Origin of the sequence: Pseudonocardia sp. McavD-2-B (assembly GCF_024124365.1) — a bacterium.
GTDB classification, from domain to species: domain Bacteria; phylum Actinomycetota; class Actinomycetes; order Mycobacteriales; family Pseudonocardiaceae; genus Pseudonocardia; species Pseudonocardia alni.
This window is the reverse complement of sequence record NZ_JAMXSG010000012.1, coordinates 29,638-46,185: the sequence shown is the minus strand read 5'-3', so window position 1 is coordinate 46,185 and position 16,548 is coordinate 29,638. Positions and strand designations below refer to the sequence as shown.

15 protein-coding genes are annotated in these 16,548 nt (G+C 73.5%); 9 read left to right on the top strand and 6 right to left on the bottom strand.

The genetic code is table 11. The features are described from left to right. Positions 1 to 339: asparaginase (locus NH602_RS03630; protein ID WP_253067021.1), on the top strand; the 339-nt coding region annotated here is incomplete at its 5' end. 10 nt (positions 340 to 349) lie between these two features. Here NH602_RS03630 and NH602_RS03625 read toward each other — a convergent pair. Then, the gene (locus tag NH602_RS03625; RefSeq protein ID WP_179760831.1) at positions 350 to 1,327 is read right to left on the bottom strand and encodes a YafY family protein; all 978 of its coding nucleotides are present in this window, start codon (positions 1,325 to 1,327) and stop codon (positions 350 to 352) included. 203 nt (positions 1,328 to 1,530) lie between these two features. Here NH602_RS03625 and NH602_RS03620 point away from each other — a divergent pair, with 203 nt between their 5' ends. After that, positions 1,531 to 1,860 (top strand): putative quinol monooxygenase, encoded by a 330-nt coding sequence (locus tag NH602_RS03620; RefSeq protein ID WP_100879901.1) that lies wholly within the window; start codon positions 1,531 to 1,533, stop codon positions 1,858 to 1,860. Between the two features lie 22 nt (positions 1,861 to 1,882). Here NH602_RS03620 and NH602_RS03615 read toward each other — a convergent pair whose 3' ends face one another. The 3 genes from NH602_RS03615 to NH602_RS03605 form a co-directional block, all read right to left on the bottom strand. Continuing rightward, entirely contained in the window at positions 1,883 to 2,884 is a 1,002-nt protein-coding gene (locus tag NH602_RS03615) for a TerC family protein (protein WP_100880885.1), read from the bottom strand. Between the two features lie 108 nt (positions 2,885 to 2,992). Then, positions 2,993 to 3,892, bottom strand: coding sequence for a hypothetical protein (locus NH602_RS03610; protein WP_073575438.1), 900 nt, complete (start codon positions 3,890 to 3,892; stop codon positions 2,993 to 2,995). Between the two features lie 18 nt (positions 3,893 to 3,910). Further along, complete coding sequence (locus NH602_RS03605; protein WP_073575439.1) at positions 3,911 to 5,221, bottom strand: SLC13 family permease; 1,311 nt, start codon at positions 5,219 to 5,221, stop codon at positions 3,911 to 3,913. A 204-nt stretch (positions 5,222 to 5,425) separates the two neighbouring features. Between NH602_RS03605 and NH602_RS03600 the strand changes: the two genes are divergently transcribed. The 4 genes from NH602_RS03600 (at position 5,426) to NH602_RS31775 (ending at position 9,800) form a co-directional block, all read left to right on the top strand. Continuing rightward, the gene (locus NH602_RS03600) at positions 5,426 to 6,703 is read left to right on the top strand and encodes an NAD(P)H-dependent oxidoreductase (protein ID WP_100880884.1); all 1,278 of its coding nucleotides are present in this window, start codon (positions 5,426 to 5,428) and stop codon (positions 6,701 to 6,703) included. Further along, a complete protein-coding gene (locus NH602_RS03595) occupies positions 6,700 to 7,389 on the top strand; it encodes a GntR family transcriptional regulator (RefSeq protein ID WP_253067020.1) in 690 nt (229 codons plus the stop codon). The genes NH602_RS03600 and NH602_RS03595 overlap by 4 nt, the downstream gene beginning before the upstream one ends. Positions 7,390 to 7,457: 68 nt before the next feature. Then, on the top strand, positions 7,458 to 8,741 hold the full coding sequence (locus NH602_RS03590) for an MFS transporter (RefSeq protein ID WP_073575522.1): 1,284 nt from the start codon (positions 7,458 to 7,460) through the stop codon (positions 8,739 to 8,741). 582 nt (positions 8,742 to 9,323) lie between these two features. Next, the gene (locus tag NH602_RS31775; RefSeq protein WP_253067019.1) at positions 9,324 to 9,800 is read left to right on the top strand and encodes a MarR family winged helix-turn-helix transcriptional regulator; all 477 of its coding nucleotides are present in this window, start codon (positions 9,324 to 9,326) and stop codon (positions 9,798 to 9,800) included. A 27-nt stretch (positions 9,801 to 9,827) separates the two neighbouring features. Here NH602_RS31775 and glpK (NH602_RS03580) read toward each other — a convergent pair whose 3' ends face one another. Beyond that, entirely contained in the window at positions 9,828 to 11,345 is a 1,518-nt protein-coding gene (gene glpK, locus NH602_RS03580) for a glycerol kinase GlpK (protein ID WP_253067018.1), read from the bottom strand. Beyond that, positions 11,342 to 12,103, bottom strand: coding sequence for an IclR family transcriptional regulator (locus NH602_RS03575; RefSeq protein WP_073575444.1), 762 nt, complete (start codon positions 12,101 to 12,103; stop codon positions 11,342 to 11,344). The genes glpK (NH602_RS03580) and NH602_RS03575 overlap by 4 nt, the downstream gene beginning before the upstream one ends. A gap of 177 nt (positions 12,104 to 12,280) precedes the next feature. On the opposite strand from NH602_RS03575, the gene NH602_RS03570 reads away from it, so the two are divergent. From NH602_RS03570 to NH602_RS03560, 3 genes are all read left to right on the top strand, one after another. After that, positions 12,281 to 13,111 (top strand): MIP/aquaporin family protein, encoded by an 831-nt coding sequence (locus tag NH602_RS03570; protein WP_073575445.1) that lies wholly within the window; start codon positions 12,281 to 12,283, stop codon positions 13,109 to 13,111. Positions 13,112 to 13,174: 63 nt separating this feature from the next. Continuing rightward, a complete protein-coding gene (glpK, locus tag NH602_RS03565; protein ID WP_073575446.1) occupies positions 13,175 to 14,692 on the top strand; it encodes a glycerol kinase GlpK in 1,518 nt (505 codons plus the stop codon). A gap of 130 nt (positions 14,693 to 14,822) precedes the next feature. After that, positions 14,823 to 16,535 (top strand): glycerol-3-phosphate dehydrogenase/oxidase, encoded by a 1,713-nt coding sequence (locus NH602_RS03560; protein ID WP_374210121.1) that lies wholly within the window; start codon positions 14,823 to 14,825, stop codon positions 16,533 to 16,535. Positions 16,536 to 16,548 lie beyond the last annotated feature (13 nt).

Here is a 16,548-nt window from a genome sequence, read left to right as displayed (position 1 = left end):
GCGACGGCCGCACCGGGCACCGCCGAGGGGCGGGTCGCGGCCGCGGTCCGCACGCACCCGTGGTGGGTCGGCGGCACGGACAGGCCGGTGACCCGGTTGGCCGGCGCGGTGCCGGGCCTGGTCGCCAAGGACGGCGCCGAGGGTGTGCTGGCGGCCGCGCTGCCCGACGGGCGGGCGTTCGCCGTCACCGTGCTGGACGGGTCGCCGCGACCACTGCCGGTCGTCGCCCGCGCCGTGCTGGAGTCCCTCGGCGCCGGGTCCGACGCGCTCACCGCCGCGACCCGCACCGACGTGCTCGGCCACGGCACGCCCGTGGGCGCGGTCCGCGCCCTGCTCTGAGCGGGTCCGGTCAGCCGCCGCCGTTCGCGCGCGTGTGGTCCGCGGCCCGCCCGAGGCGGGCGGCGACCGCATCGAGGTGCTCCACCAGCTCGACCGGCTCGACCACCTCGAAGTCGACGCCGAAGAAGCACAGCCACACCGCCAGCGAGTCCAGGGTCCAGGCCCCGGCCGCGAGCTCGCAGCGGTCCCCGCCGAGGTCGGTCACGATCCCCGACGCCGGGGTGACGTGCTCGGCGATCCGCTCCGCCGGGGCGTGGAACACGATCCGCGCCCGGTGCGGGTAGGCACCCGAGGAGATACCGCGCTGGGCGAACGCGGCGAGCCCGCCCTCCGGTTCCGGGCGCGGGACGAAGCGCGGCCCGGCGGGCAGCTTGGGCCGCATCCGGTCCACCCGGAAGGTGCGGCGGTCGTCGCGGCCGGTGTCCCAGGCGACGAGGTACCAGCGGCGCCCGGTGTGCACGAGACCCTCGGGCTCGGCGGCCCGGCGGGTCTCGGTCCCGTCCCCCGCGACGTAGTCGAACCGCAGGACCTCGTGGTCGCGGCAGGCGGCGGCCAGCGCGGACAGCACGTCCGCGTCGACGGTCGGGCCGCGCGCGGCGAGTGTGGACGTCGCGGTGCCCAGCGCGGCGACGCGGCGACGCAGCCGGTTCGGCAGGACCTGCTCCAGCTTGGCCAGGGCCCGGACCGAGGTCTCTTCGATGCCCGAGACCGACCCGCCCGCGGCGGTCCGCAGCCCGACCGCGACGGCGACGGCCTCGTCGTCGTCGAGCAGCAGGGGTGGCAGCGCTGCCCCGGCGCCGAGCCGGTAGCCGCCGGTCACCCCGGGGGTGGAGTGGACCGGGTAGCCGAGGGTGCGGAGCTTGTCGACGTCGCGGCGGACGGTGCGCACGTCGACGTCGAGGCGCTCGGCCAGGGCGGGCCCCGTCCAGTCGCGCGGCACCTGCAGCAGTCCGAGCAGGCGCAGCAGCCGCGCCGATGTCCCCATCACGACGACCAGTGTGCCGCCGATTCCGGTCCGATCCTGTCCTGGATGGCGGCGGACGGAGCGGAGTAGACCGGAACCACGGCATCCGAGGAGATCGTCGGCACCACCTCCGGTGTGGAGGGGCGGCCGCGGCGACGCCGACGAGCCCGCGGGCTGAGCCCGCCCCGGCCCCGGGACGCCGGGAGGGGCCGTCTACGGTCGCCGCCGTGGACACGAGCGAGCGGGTCGGCCGGTACGTGCGGATGGTGGCCCTGGAGGGGCAGGGGACCGAACTGGCGGGTGCGCTGCTCCGCGTCGCCGACGACATGGCCGCCCAGCCCGGCTGCCTCGCCTACGTCGTGAACGCCACCCCCGACGAGCCCGACGTCGTCTGGGTCACCGAGATGTGGTCCGACGCGGCCTCGTCGGAGGCGGCACTGAGCCGCGACATCGGCGAGAGCGGCCTGGGCGACGTGCTGGCGCTGCTCACCGCCCCGCCGGACTACATCGAGGTCACCCCGCTCGGCGGGCCCGGCCTGACCGGCCTGCCCGGCTGAGCGCCGGGCCGGCCGGGCCGGCTCAGTCGCGGTCGGAGCGCTCCTTGCGGGCACGCAGCGACCCGGCGTGGGCGGTCATCGACGGGTCGTTGCGCGTCTTGATCAGGCTCGCGACGGTGACCACGGCGAGGATCCCCAGGATCACGACCAGGCTGGCCATGGTCGGGATCTCCGGGACGGCCGGGTTGATGTCGACGTGGGCCCAGTGCAGCACCAGCTTCACCCCGATGAAGCCCAGGATGACCGCCAGGCCGGTCGAGAGGTAGACCAGGCGGTCCAGCAGGCCCTTGACCAGGAAGAACAGTGCTCGCAGGCCGAGCAGGGCGAAGGCGTTCGCCGTGAAGACGATGAACGCCTCCTGGGTCACGCCGAACACCGCGGGGATCGAGTCGAGCGCGAACAGCAGGTCGATGCCGCCGATCGAGACCAGCACGATGAACATCGGGGTGGCGACCCGGCGGCCGTTGTCCCGGGTGAACAGCCTCCCGCCGTCGTACTCCTCGGTGACCGGGAAGAGCCTGCGCGCGCCCTTCACGACCAGGTTGTCCTCGATGTCGGGGTCCTCGTCCTTGTGCCGGTAGAGCTGCACGGCGGTCCACAGCAGGAGCAGACCGAAGACCAGGAACATGAACGAGAACAGGTTCAGCAGCGTCGCCCCGACCGCGATGAAGATCGCGCGCATGATCAGGGCGAGCACGATGCCGAAGGTCAGCACCTTCTGCTGGTGCTCCTCCGGCACCGCGAACGTCGTCATGATCACGACGAAGACGAACAGGTTGTCGACCGACAGGCTCTTCTCGACGATGTAGCCCGTGAAGTACTGGGTGCCGAAGTCCCAGCCGTGGATCGTCGCGAACACCAGCCCGAACGCGATCGCGACCAGGATGTAGAACACCGACCAGGCGGTGGCCTCCTTGAATCCCACCCGGTGCGGCCGCAGCCAGCCCAGGACGAGGTCGAACGCGAGCAGCGCGATGATCACGCCGATCGTGACGGCCCATTCGAGGCCGCTGATCTCGAGCACCGGGTCCTCCTGCAGGTCACCACACCGACCACGATGGTCGGTTGCGGAGCGCACCATATCGGGCAGTCAGGACACCGCGCCCGTCCTGAGGCCGGGCGCGGACCGCGATCAGCCCTTCGGACGCGCCGCGAAGACCCCCTCGGCGGGGAACGCCCCGTTCGCCAGGGCCGTCCGGACGAACGCCCCGCCGAGCTCCCCGAGCCGCGTGGCCCCGTCGGCGCCGAGCGCGGACCACGGGGCGGCGCCGAGGCGGTGGGTGTCGTTCTCGATCCGCTTGCGCAGTGCCGTGCCCTCCTCGGTCAGGACCGGTTCGACGGCGTCGTCCCCGGCCGTGTCGGCCGGCTGCAGCAGGCCGCGGTCCGCGAGCCCGGCGACGGCGGCGTTCCACTCGGCGGCCGACCAGCCGCGGCTGCCGCGGGCGAAGGCCACGGTGAACCCGGTGCCCGTCGCGGTCGCGGTGACCAGCGCCTCCAGCCCGGACAGCCCGGCCTCGACCAGCAGCGCGATGTGCCCGTCGCCGCGGTGCTCGCGCAGGATCGACAGTGCGTGCCAGAGGACCAGGTGCGGCTCGGTCGGCCAGGGCACGTCGAGGTGGCCGGCGGCGAGCGGGCGCCCGTCGGGGGTGACGGCCCCGGCCGCGGTCCGGGCCAGCCCGGCGGCCTCGACCATCTCGGGCGAGGCGACGGCGTCGTCGCCCAGGGTGCGGCGCAGCGAGGCGTCGGCGACGGCGAACCGCACGTCGAGCAGGTCCGCTGCGGACACCAGCTCCCAGGCCCGCGGGACCGACTTCGCGACCAGGCGCGGGGAGAAGTTGTAGAACGTCGCGGTGACCACCGAGGCGCCGACCGCGCCCATCGGTGCGGCCCGCGGGGCGAAGTAGCTCATCCGGCCCGGCTCCAGCCCGGCGGCGGTGTAGGCCGGTTCGCCCTCGGGGGCGAAGTAGACCTGGGAGTGCAGCGGTTCCAGCCCACGGGCGAGGCGCCCGGCGGCGACGGCGGCGTCGTTCATGCCCGGACGTTAACCCGTTCAGAGCACTCCGGGCAGCACGAGCAGTGCCCAGGCCAGCAGCGGACCGACCAGCACGACCACGCCGGCGTAGGCGAGCATCTGCCGGTAGAAGCGGTCCCGGTCGACGTCGGCGGGCGCGTTGGCGAGCACCAGCGCCCCGTTCGTGGAGAACGGGCTGACGTCGACGACGGTCGCGGCCACCGCGAGCGCCGCCACCATCCCGACCGCGGACACCTCGCCCTGCTGCAGGAACGGCAGGGCCAGCGGGATCGCGACGCCGAGGATCGCCACCGAGGACGCGAACGCCGAGAGCACGCCGCCGACGTAGCAGAGCAGCAGCGCCGCGAGCAGCGGTGCGCCGATCCCGCTGATCCCCGAGGAGACCAGGTCGACCGCGCCGGCCTCCAGGAGCACGCCTACGTAGGTGACGACACCGCAGATCAGCAGGACGGTGGACCAGGAGATCCTCCCGACGACGTCCGGGCGGCGCGGGGCGACCAGCCGCAGCACGATCGCGACGGCGAGCGCGACGACGCCGACGTCCCAGCCGAACGCGGCGGAGCCGACGGCCATGAGCGCGATGCCGGCCAGCGTGATGCCCTGCTCCAGCCCGACCCGGCCGGCGACCGGGGCCTCGGTCATCGTGCCGGTCGCGGTTCCGGTCGCGGTGCCGGTGTCCCCGGCGGGGGCGGCGTCGGCGTCCGGCGCCTCGACCGGGTCGACCGTGCGCCCGACGAGCGACCGGCCGCCGAGCACCACGAAGATCACGACGGCGATCACGACGTTGACCACGAGCGGGGTCAGGAACAGCGCGATCGGGTCGCTGGGCAGGCCCACGCCCGCCATCGTCGAGTTCACGAACGCGCCGTAGACGGTGATCGGCGAGAACGCCCCGCCGAGCGCGCCGTGCACGACCATCATGCCCATGAGCAGCAGGTTGATGCCGTAGCGCCGGGCGAAGGGCATCGCCAGCGGTGCGACGATCGCGACCGCGAACAACGCCCCGAGCCCCGAGAGCCCGCAGGAGATCGCGAAGAACACGAACGGCGCGAGCACCAGCCGCCCGCGGACGGCCCGCATCGCCCAGTGGACCAGCAGGTCGACGGTGCCGTTGGCCGTCGCCAGCGCGAACAGGTAGGTCAGCCCGACGAGCAGCAGGAACAGGTCTCCGGGGAAGCCCGCGAGGACGTCGTCGAGGCTCAGCCCCAGCACGCCGATCCCGACCGCGGCCGCGCCGAGCAACCCCAGTGCGCCGAGGTTGACCGGCATCGTCGTGGCGATCACGAACATGACCACCAGTACGGCGATCGCGATGATCTCGGGCCCCATCGGCCTCGCTCCTCGGTGTCGACCGGCCCGGACGGCGGTGACCGGGCCGGACGACACCGTGACAGATGACCCACATCGTGAGCAAGCGACCACATCGCGGTGTTCCACAGTCTGGTCAACCGTTGACAGCCCACCGCGGACCGGCGCACGGTGCCCCCGTCGGTCACAGCGGGGTGGTACGGCGACGGCGTGGAGGGGCACCGGATGGGTCTGTTCGAGACGATGCAGCAGCGCTCCACACCGGTCCGGGCCGGCGTGATCGGTGCGGGCACGTTCGCGACGATGTTCCTGCACCAGGCGGCCCGGGTGCCGAACCTGCAGGTCAGCGCCGTCGTCGACCTCTCGGAGGAGCGTGGCCGCGCCGCACTGGACACCGCCGGGCTCACCGGGACCCGGGTCGCGACCTCGGTCGACGCGGTGCTCGGGGCCGACGACGTGGACGTCGTCGTCGAGGCGACCGGCTCCCCCGTCGCGGGCGCCGCGCACGCGCTGGGCGCGATCGAGGCCGGGCAGCACGTCGTGATGGTGACCGTCGAGGCCGACGTGCTCGTCGGTCCGGTGCTCGCGGCCCGCGCGGCCGAGCGGGGCGTGGTCTACACGATGGCCTCGGGCGACCAGCCCAGCCTGATCTGCGAGCTGGTGGACTGGGCGCGGACCAACGGCTTCGCTGTCGTCGCCGCCGGGAAGGGCACCAAGTACCTGCCGGAGTACCACCGCTCCACCCCGGAGACGGTGTGGGGGCACTACGGGTTCACCCCCGAGCACGCGGCCGGGTCCGGGTTGAACCCGGTCATGTTCAACTCCTTCCTCGACGGCACGAAGTCCGCGATCGAGATGGCCGCCGTCGCGAACGCGACCGGCCTGCTCCCGCCGGAGGACGGGCTCGCCTTCCCGCCCGCGGGCACCGACGACCTGCAGCAGGTGTGCATCCCGCGCGAGGCGGGCGGGGTGCTGGACCGGACCGGGACGGTGGAGGTCGTGTCGTCGCTGCACCGCGACGGGAGCCCGGTGGACCGGGACCTGCGGTGGGGCGTCTACGTGACGCTGGAGGCGCCGAGCGACTACGTGGCGGCCTGCTTCGCGAACTACGGGCTGCGCACCGACCCCTCGGGCCGCTACACCGCGATGTACCGGCCGTACCACCTCATCGGGCTGGAGCTGGCGCAGAGCGTGTGCGCCGCGGGGGCCCGCGGCGCGGACTCCGGGCGGCCGCGGGGCTGGGTGGCCGACGTCGTCGCCACCGCCAAGCGCGACCTGGTCCCCGGGGACCGGCTCGACGGCGAGGGCGGCTCGACCGTGCACGGGGTCGTCCGCCCGGCCGCCGCGGCCCGGACCGGCGGGTTCCTGCCGATCGGGCTGGCCGACGGTGTCGTGCTGCGGCGCGCCGTCGCCGCGGGCGCCCCGGTGACCCGCGACGACGTCGAGCCGGTGACCGGGTCCGGTGTCGCCCACCGGCTGCGGGCGGAGCTGGAGGCCGGGTGACCGGCCCGACGCCGGAGGTCGGGGACCTCGCCGCGCATCCCGGCCTCGGCGACGCGGCGGCCGACCGGGTGCGGGGCCTGATCCTGTCCGGCGAGCTGCGCGACGGCGACCGGCTGGTCGAGCGCGAGCTCGCCACGCGGCTGGGGATCAGCCGGGGCCCGGTCCGCGACGCGCTGCGCAGGCTCGACGCCGAGGGGCTGGTCGTGCTGCTCCCCCGCCGCGGCGCCCGGGTCGCGATGCTGACCGCCGACGACGCCGAGGAGATCATCGCGCTGCGCGCCGCGACCGAGCCGCTGGCCGTGCGGGCCCTGGCCACGACCGGATCGGCGGGGCACGCCCGGGAACTCGGCCGGATCGTCGACGACCTGCACGCCGCCTGCGCCGCGCGGGACAGCGCCGCCGCGGTGAGCCTGGACTTCGCACTGCACCGCCGGATCCACGAGCTCTGCGGACGACGACGACTGCTGCACATCTGGGAGACGATCTCGGCGCCGCTGCAGCACGTCTTCCGGCTGTCCCGCGACCTCTACGACGACCTGGGCGACATCGCCGACAGCCACCGCACGCTGCTCGACGACATCATCTCCGGCGACCCGGCCCGCGCCGAGGCCGCCGCGCGGGCCCACGTGACCCGCTTCGGACCGGAGCTGCTGCGGCGGATGCCGCGCGAGGAGGGGGACCAGTGACCGAACCGGACGCATCGACCGGACCGGGTGCGACGAGGGGGCCGGACGCGGAGACCGCCGCTCCGACCATGTCGGCGCAGCGCATCGCCGTCGCCAGCTTCATCGGCACCGCGATCGAGTTCTACGACTTCTACATCTACGGCACCGCCGCGGCCCTGGTCTTCGGCACGCTGTTCTTCCCCGACCTCGACCCCCTGGTCGGCACGCTGGCGGCGTTCGCGACCTTCGGCGTCGGGTTCGTCGCACGCCCGGTCGGCGCGGTCGCCTTCGGGCACTTCGGCGACCGGGTCGGCCGCAAGGCGACCCTGGTGGTCTCGCTGCTGACGATGGGGGTCGGCACCGTCGCGATCGGACTGCTGCCGACGTACTCGACGATCGGGATCGCCGCGCCCGTCCTGCTGGTGCTGTGCCGGTTCCTGCAGGGCTTCGGGCTCGGCGGCGAGTGGGGCGGTGCGGTCCTGATGGCCACCGAGCACGCGCCCGAGGGACGTCGCGGGCTGTATTCGAGCTTCCCGCAGGTCGGCCCGGCGGTCGGGTTCATCATCGCGAGCGGGGCGTTCCTCGCGCTCTCCGCAGCCCTGACCGACGCCCAGTTCGCCGCCTGGGGCTGGCGGGTGCCGTTCCTGGCCAGCGCGGTCCTGGTGGTCGTCGGGCTCTACATCCGGCTGCGGATCGCCGAGACCCCGGTGTTCGAGAAGGCGATGCGCGAGCAGGAGCGTGAGAAGGCGCCGGTCGCCGAGGTGGTGCGCCGCCAGCCCCGGTCCCTGCTCCTCGCGACCGGCGGGATGATCATCACCCACACGATCTTCTACACGGTCACCACGTTCAGCCTGTCCTACGGCACCTCCGAGCTCGGTCTGTCCCGTACGACACTGCTGGTCGCGGCCATGGTCGCGGCCGCGGTGATGGGCGTGGCGACACCGGTCCTCGCGGTGCTCTCGGACCGGGTCGGACGGCGCCGGGTGTGTCTGTGGGCCTGCATCCTGGCGGTGCTGTGGGCGTTCCCGCTGTTCTGGCTGCTCGGGACCGGTGACGGGGTCCTCATCGCAGTCGGCTTCTCGGTCGCGATGATCGCCTTCGCCGGCGTGTTCGCCCCGATGGGCGCGTTCCTGCCGGAACTGTTCGCGACCCGCTACCGCTACACCGGCGCGTCGATCGGCTACAACGCCTCCAGCATCGTCGGCGGCGGCATCACGCCGCTGCTCGCGACGAGCCTGGTCGCCGCGACCGGCGCCTCCTGGCCGGTGTCGCTGCTGATCGCCGGACTGGCCGCCGTGTCGGGCCTGTGCGTGTGGGGCCTGCACGAGACCCGCACCGCCGACCTGACCGACGCCGGAGCGTTCACCCGCTGACCGGGCGCCACGATCGCGAACCGCTCAGCGGAATCCGCAGTGGTGGACCGCCCGGTCTGCTACCGCTTCCCCATGCGGCGCGACACCTCCCACGACACGGCCCACGACACGGCCCACGACATGCTCGGCGGACCCGACCGGGGCTCCTGGGGTATCGCTGTTCCGCGAATTCGCTTACCGGGTAAGCGAATTCGCGGGAACGGGTCGTCGGATCCGGCCGGCGGCTCCGACCCCGACCCCGGCTCCGCCCCCGGCTCCGCCCCCGGCTCCGACCCCGGCTCCGCCCGGCCTCGCGGCGGGGACCGGTCGACCGTCGCGTCGGGTGGGGAGGTCCGCGGAACTCGCTTACCCGGTAAGCGAATCCGTCCGGACTCCACTCCGGGGAGCCCGCTCCCCGATGGCCTCGGATCATCGGAGGCCGTCCGAGACGTCGGAGTCACCGGGGCAGCCGGAGACACCGGGGCCGCCGGGGCCGCCGGGGACATCGGGGCCGCCGGGGACATCGGGGCCGTCGGACGGGACACGCGCGCGTGGCGGCCGGAGGCGGAGGAGGACCGCCGGATCCGGGCCGAGACCGCGGAGGTGCTCGGACCGCTCCTCGCCAGGGCGGAGCTGCTCGGCTTCTACCGGATCCGGTCCGTCGCCGAGCGGTTCGGGCTGACGGTGCACGAGTACACGGTGCTCGCCGAGCTGCTGCTCGCCCGTCGGGCCATGACCGGCGCCGAGGTCGCGGAGACCGTCGGGCTCGCGACCGGAGGCACCACCCGGCTGCTCGCGCGGCTGGAGGAGCGCGACCTGATCGAACGCGAGCCGGATCCCGAGGACGGTCGCCGGCTGCTCGTCCTGGCGTCCGCCCGGGCCCACGAGATCCTCTGGAAGGACGTGACCGACACCGGCGCCCGGCGGATCGTGACCGGTGTCCCCGGGGAGTGGATCGACTGGTTCGCGCCGGTGACCGGGCGGATCCTCGACGTCACCGTGCGCCGGTTCCAGGAGATGCGGGACCACCAGTACCGAGACCGGGTCCGACGGCGTCGGCAGCGGGCGGCAGAACGCTGAGGCGTCCGCGGCACGTCCCCGCGAGGCTCAGTCCGGGCGCGCCCACCCCGTGCTCCGCTGCACCGCCCGCTTCCAGTTGTCGTGCTCGCGGAGGCGCAGACCCGGGTCCATCCTCGGCTCCCAGGCGGCCGCTCGGTGCCAGTTGCGGCGCAGCACCTCCGGGTCGGGCCAGTAGCCGACGGCCAGGCCGGCCGCGTACGCCGCGCCGAGCGACACCGCCTCCGAACCCAGGGGGCGTTCCACCGTGAGGTCCAGGACGTCGGCGACGCACTGCATGAGCAGGTGGTTCGCGGTCATGCCGCCGTCGACCTTCAGGCGGGTGACGGGAAGGCCGGAGTCGGCGTTCATCGCGTCGAGCACCTCACGGGTCTGCCACGCGGTCGCCTCCAGCACCGCGCGGGCGAGGTGGCCGCGGTGGATGTAGGAGGTCAGGCCGACGATCACCCCGCGGGCGTCGGGGTACCAGTGCGGGGCGTAGAGACCGGAGAAGGCGGGGACGACATAGCAGCCGCCGTTGTCCGGGACGGTCAGTGCGAGCGTCTCGATCCGGGCCGCCGTGGAGATCATGCCCAGCGCGTCGCGGAACCACTGGACCAACGAGCCCGTCATCGCGATGGAGCCCTCGAGCGCGTAGACCGGCCGGTCCCCGAGCAGGTAACCGACGGTCGGGATCAGACCGGCCTCGGACCCGGCGATGCGCGAGCCGGTGTTCTTCAGCAGGAACGCACCCGTCCCGTAGGTGCACTTCGCCTCGCCGGGCGCGAAGCACGTCTGGCCGACCAGCGCGGCCTGCTGGTCGCCGAGCGCCCCGGCCACCGGCACCCCGTCCAGCAGACCGGCACACCGGCCGTACACCCGGGAGTTCGGCACGATCGTCGGCAGCATCGCCCGCGGTACCCGCAACGCCGAGCACAGCGCGTCGGACCACTCCAGCGTGCGCAGGTCCATCAGCATCGTGCGGCTGGCATTGGTGACGTCGGTGACGTGCACGCCGCCGTCGGGGCCGCCGGTCAGGTTCCAGATCAGCCAGGACTCCATGGTCCCGAACAGGACCTCGCCGCGCTCGGCGCCGTCGCGCGCACCGGGCACGTGGTCGAGCAGCCACTGCAGCCGGGGGCCCGCGAAGTACGTCGCCGGGCCGAGCCCGCTCACCCGGGCCCAGCGGGCGGCGTCGGCGTCGGCGGCGAGCCCGGCGACGATGTCGGTGGTCCGGGTGTCCTGCCAGGTGATCGCCCGCGCGAGCGGGACCCCGGTGCGGCGGTTCCAGACGACCGTCGTCTCGCGCTGGTTCGCGATCCCGAGCGCGACCACGTTCTGCGGCCCCAGGCCGGCGCGGCGCAGCGCGGCGGGCACGACCCGGGTCACCGCACGCCAGATCTCCGAGGCGTCGTGCTCGGCGCGGCCCGGGCTCGGGAAGTGTTGGCGGTGCTCGCGCTGGGCGACGGCGACCATCCGTCCCGAGCGTGTGAACAGCAGGCACCGCGTCGAGGTCGTCCCCTGGTCGATGGCGGCGACCACCCGCTCCCCCGCCGCGACCGTGCTCACGTCAGTCCCTCCAGCCCGTCGGCGATCTCCCCGGCCGCGGCGACCAGCTCGACGACGGGCTCGGGCCGGGCCCGCCCGTCGGCGGCGAACAGCTCCTCCACCGGCGCACCGATCCCGAGCGCCGCGACGGTCAGCCCACCCCCGCTGCGCACCGGTACCGCGAGGCCCCCGACCCCCGGTTCCCAGCCGCCTGCGTCGTCCGCCCAGCCGCGGCGGCGCGTCGTCGTGATCTCCCGGGCCAGTACCGCCGGGTCGGTCACGGTCGCGCGGGTGTAGGTCTCCAGCGGCTCGACCGCCCGCACCGACGCCGGCGCGAAGGCCAGCAGGCACCGCCCCCACGCCGTCGCGTGCAACGGCTGCGTGGTGTTGGTCCGCAGCCGCTGCGGTGTGTCGTCCGGCCGGAACACGTGGTGCACCAGGTCGACCCCGGCCCCGTCGGCGGACGGCACTCCCAGGTACACCGCGCAGCCGGTGCCCGCCGCCAGAGCATCGGCCCAGTTCATCGCCCGGGCGCGCAGGTCGTGCCGGTCCCACGGGGTGCCCAGCCGCCCCAGTCCCTCGCCCAGCAGGTAGCGGCCGGACGACGGCTCCTGCGCCACCAGGCCCTCCTCGCGCAGCGTGCGGAGCAGCCCGTGCGCGGTGGGGCGCGGCAGGTCCAGCGCCGCCGCCAGCTCGGCGAGCGCCAGTGGTCGCCCCGCACCGCCGAGCAGCCGCAGCAGCGCGGCCGCCCGCTCCACCGACTGGATCGCCCGCGCCACGCCGCGATCGTAGGCCGTACGGACGCCACGTGTACTCGATCATGGGCCGATCGACCCGCAACGTTCGGCATCGTCGAACGGATCGCGTTGCCCGGCGCCCGGCGCACTTCTAGCGTCCCGTCGCACACGGCGGGGCCGCCCGGCCCCGCGAGGGGGACTCACCCAGAAGGGGGTTCGATGACGAGCTCCGAGAACACCGCGGCCGCGCCCGCCACCACCGAGAAGGCGCCCTCGCTGCTCGGCGAGCTGAGCGCCGAGTTCGCGGGCACGATGATCCTCATCCTCTTCGGCGTCGGCGTCGTCGCGCAGGTGACGACCACGCCGGACGGCTCCAACGGCCAGTACGACTCCATCGCCTGGGCCTGGGGCTTCGGCGTCATGCTGGGCGTCTACGTCGCCGGCCGGATCTCCGGCGCGCACCTCAACCCGGCGGTCACGCTGGCCTTCGCCGTGTACGAGGGCTTCCCGTGGCGCAAGGTCGGCCCGTTCGTCCTGGCCCAGACCCTCGGCGCGTTCGTCGCCGCGCTGATCGTGCGGTTCGTCTACGCCGACTTCATCCGGTCGGTCGACCCGAACCTCACCGAGACCCAGGGCATCTTCTCGACCTCGCCGGGCGCGCCGACCACCATCACCACGGCGTTCTTCGACCAGGTCGTCGGCACCGCGATCCTGGTGTTCGTGATCTTCGCGCTGGTCCACCCCCGCAACAAGGGCCCGATGGCCAACATGGCGCCGTTCATGATCGGCATCCTGGTCGTCGGCATCGGCATGGCCTGGGGTGCGAACGCCGGCTACGCCATCAACCCCGCCCGCGACTTCGGGCCGCGGCTGGCCTCCTGGGTCACCGGCTACGACACCGCCTGGGTGACCGGCGACGGCACGCCCTACTGGTGGCTTCCGATCGTCGCCCCGCTGATCGGCGCCCTGATCGGGGGCGGCCTGTTCAAGGCCCTCATCGACCGGTACATCCCCGCCGAGGACGCTCCGCAGGAGGTCGGGCGGGTCTGACCCGGCCGACCCCCGTCCGCCCGCCCCACCCCCCGCCCCGATCCCCGCAAGAAGGAGAGCTCAATGGCCGAGTTCGTCGGCGCCGTCGACCAGGGCACCACCTCCAGCCGCTTCATGATCTTCGACCACAGCGGCAACGAGGTGGGTCGCCACCAGCTGGAGCACGAGCAGATCCTGCCGCAGGCCGGCTGGGTCGAGCACGACCCGATCGAGATCATCGAGCGCACCAACACCTGCCTGCAGCAGGCACTCACCAAGACCGGGCTGTCCGCGTCCGACCTGGTCGCGCTGGGCATCACCAACCAGCGTGAGACCACCGTCGTGTGGAACCGGCGCACCGGGCGCCCGTACTACAACGCGATCGTCTGGCAGGACACCCGCACCGACCGGATCGCGACCGCGCTCGACCGCGACGGCCGCGGCGACGTCATCCGCCGCAAGGCGGGCCTCCCGCCCGCCACGTACTTCTCCGGCGGCAAGATCCAGTGGATCCTGGAGAACGTCGACGGCGTCCGCGAGGCCGCGGAGAACGGCGACGCGGTCTTCGGCAACACCGACACCTGGGTCATCTGGAACCTCACCGGCGGCACCAACGGCGGGCTGCACGTCACCGACGTGACCAACGCCAGCCGCACCATGCTGATGGACCTCGAGACCCTCGACTGGGACGACGAGCTGCTCGGCTTCTTCGGCATCCCGCGCCGGATGCTGCCGGAGATCAAGCCGTCGTCGTCGGCGACCGCGTTCGGGAAGACCCTGGCGAACGGGCCGCTCGGCGGCGAGGTCCCCATCACCGGCGACCTGGGCGACCAGCAGGCCGCGACCGTCGGCCAGGTCTGCTTCGCCCCCGGCGAGGCGAAGAACACCTACGGCACCGGCAACTTCATGCTGCTCAACACCGGCACCGAGCTGGTCCGCTCGGAGTCCGGCCTGCTCACCACGATGTGCTACCAGTTCGAGGGCGAGCGTCCGGTCTACGCGCTGGAGGGCTCCATCGCGGTCACCGGCTCGGCCGTGCAGTGGCTGCGCGACCAGCTCGGCATCATCTCCGGCGCCTCGCAGTCGGAGTCGCTGGCCCGCCAGGTCGAGGACAACGGCGGCGTGTACTTCGTCCCGGCGTTCTCCGGCCTGTTCGCGCCGTACTGGCGTTCCGACGCCCGCGGCGCGATCGTCGGCCTGTCCCGGTTCAACACCAACGCACACCTGGCGCGGGCCACGCTGGAGGCGATCTGCTACCAGTCCCGCGACGTCAGCGACGCCATGACCCAGGACTCCGGGGTCACCCTGGAGACGCTGAAGGTCGACGGCGGCGTCACCCAGAACGAGCTGTGCATGCAGATCCAGGCCGACGTGCTGGGTGTGCCGGTCTCGCGGCCCGTCGTCGCCGAGACCACCGCGCTCGGTGCGGCCTACGCGGCCGGGCTGGCCGTCGGGTTCTGGAAGAACACCGACGAGCTGCGGGAGAACTGGAACGAGGCCCGGCGCTGGGAGCCGACCTGGTCCGAGGAGCAGCGCAACGAGGGTTACGGCCGGTGGAAGAAGGCCGTCGAGCGGACCCTGGACTGGGTCGACGTCCAGTAGGGCCACCCGCCCGGTGTCGCCCTCACCACACGTGAGGGCGACACCGGGCACACCCGCGATCGGACGGGTGTTCAACGGGTAGTCCCCCGGCGGGACAGCACGAGCACGAACCACTCAGGAAGGTCTGATCATGAAATCGGTGGCGCTCTCTCCGGAGGCCCGTACCACGGCGCTGCAGGCGATGGGCGACCGCGAACTGGACGTGCTGGTCGTCGGCGGTGGCGTCGTCGGCGCCGGTGCCGCCCTCGACGCGGCCACCCGTGGTCTGTCGACCGGGCTGGTCGAGGCCCGCGACTTCGCGTCCGGCACGTCGAGCCGTTCCTCCAAGCTCATCCACGGCGGTCTGCGCTACCTGGAGATGCTCGACTTCCGCCTGGTGGCCGAGGCGCTGCAGGAGCGGGGGCTGCTGATCCAGACCCTCGCGCCGCACCTCGTCCGCCCGGTGCCGTTCGTCTACCCGCTCAAGCACCATGTGTGGGAGCGCTTCTACGCCGGTGCCGGCGTCGCGCTCTACGACTCTCTCGGGCTGCTGTCCGGCCGGGCCCGCGGCCTGCCGCACCACCGGCACCTCACCCGTCGCGGCGCCCGCAAGGTCGTGCCCTCGCTGCGTCGCGACGCCCTGGTCGGGGCCCTGGAGTACTACGACGCCCAGGTCGACGACGCCCGCCACACCATGGAGATCGCCCGCACCGCGGCCGCCTACGGCGCGCACGTGGCGACCCGCGCCCGCGTCGTCGGACTGCTGAAGGACTCCGGCCGCGTGATCGGCGCGACCGTGCAGGACCTGGAGTCCGGGGACCGGTTCGACGTCCGCGCCAAGGAGGTCATCAACGCCACCGGGGTGTGGACCGACGACACCCAGGGCCTCGCCGGCGAGCGCGGCCAGTTCAAGGTGCGCGCGTCCAAGGGCATCCACCTGGTCGTCCCCCGCGACCGGATCCGCGGCGACGCCGGGCTGATCCTGCGCACCGAGAAGTCGGTGCTGTTCGTCATCCCGTGGGGCCGGCACTGGATCATCGGCACCACCGACACCGACTGGGACCTGGACAAGGCGCACCCGGCGGCGAGCGCGGCCGACATCGAGTACCTGCTCGCGCACGTCAACGAGGTGCTCGAGCAGCCGCTGACCCACGAGGACGTCGAGGGCGTCTACGCCGGTCTGCGCCCGCTGCTGCACGGCGAGTCCGAGGCGACCTCGAAGCTGTCCCGCGAGCACGCCGTCGCCACGCCGGTGCCCGGTCTGGTCGTCGTGGCCGGGGGCAAGTACACGACCTACCGCGTGATGGCCAAGGACGCCGTCGACGCTGCCGTGCACTCGCTCGACGCGAAGGTGCCCGCCTCCTGCACCGAGAAGGTCCCGCTGCTCGGCGCCGAGGGCTTCACGGCGCTGCGCAACTCGACCCACCAGCTCGCCGCGCGCAGCGGGCTGCACCCGGCGCGGATCGAGCACCTGCTCGGCCGGTACGGCTCGCTGATCGACGAGGTCCTCGACCTCCTCATCGCCGACCCGACCCTGGCCGAGCCGCTCACCGGCGCCGAGGACTACCTGCGGGCCGAGGTCGTCTACGGCGCCTCGCACGAGGGCGCGCGGCACCTGGAGGACATCCTCGCCCGCCGCACCCGGATCTCGATCGAGACCTTCGACCGGGGCGTGGGTGCTGCCGAGGAGACCGCGACGCTGGTCGCCCCGATGCTGGGCTGGAACGACGAACAGATCGCCCGCGAGGTCGACCACTACGTCAAGCGGGTCGAGGCCGAGCGGGAGAGCCAGAAGATGCCCGACGACGCCACCGCCGACGCCGCCCGGCTCGGCGCGCCGGACGTGGTACCGGTCAGCGGCTGAGCACCGCCGCCAC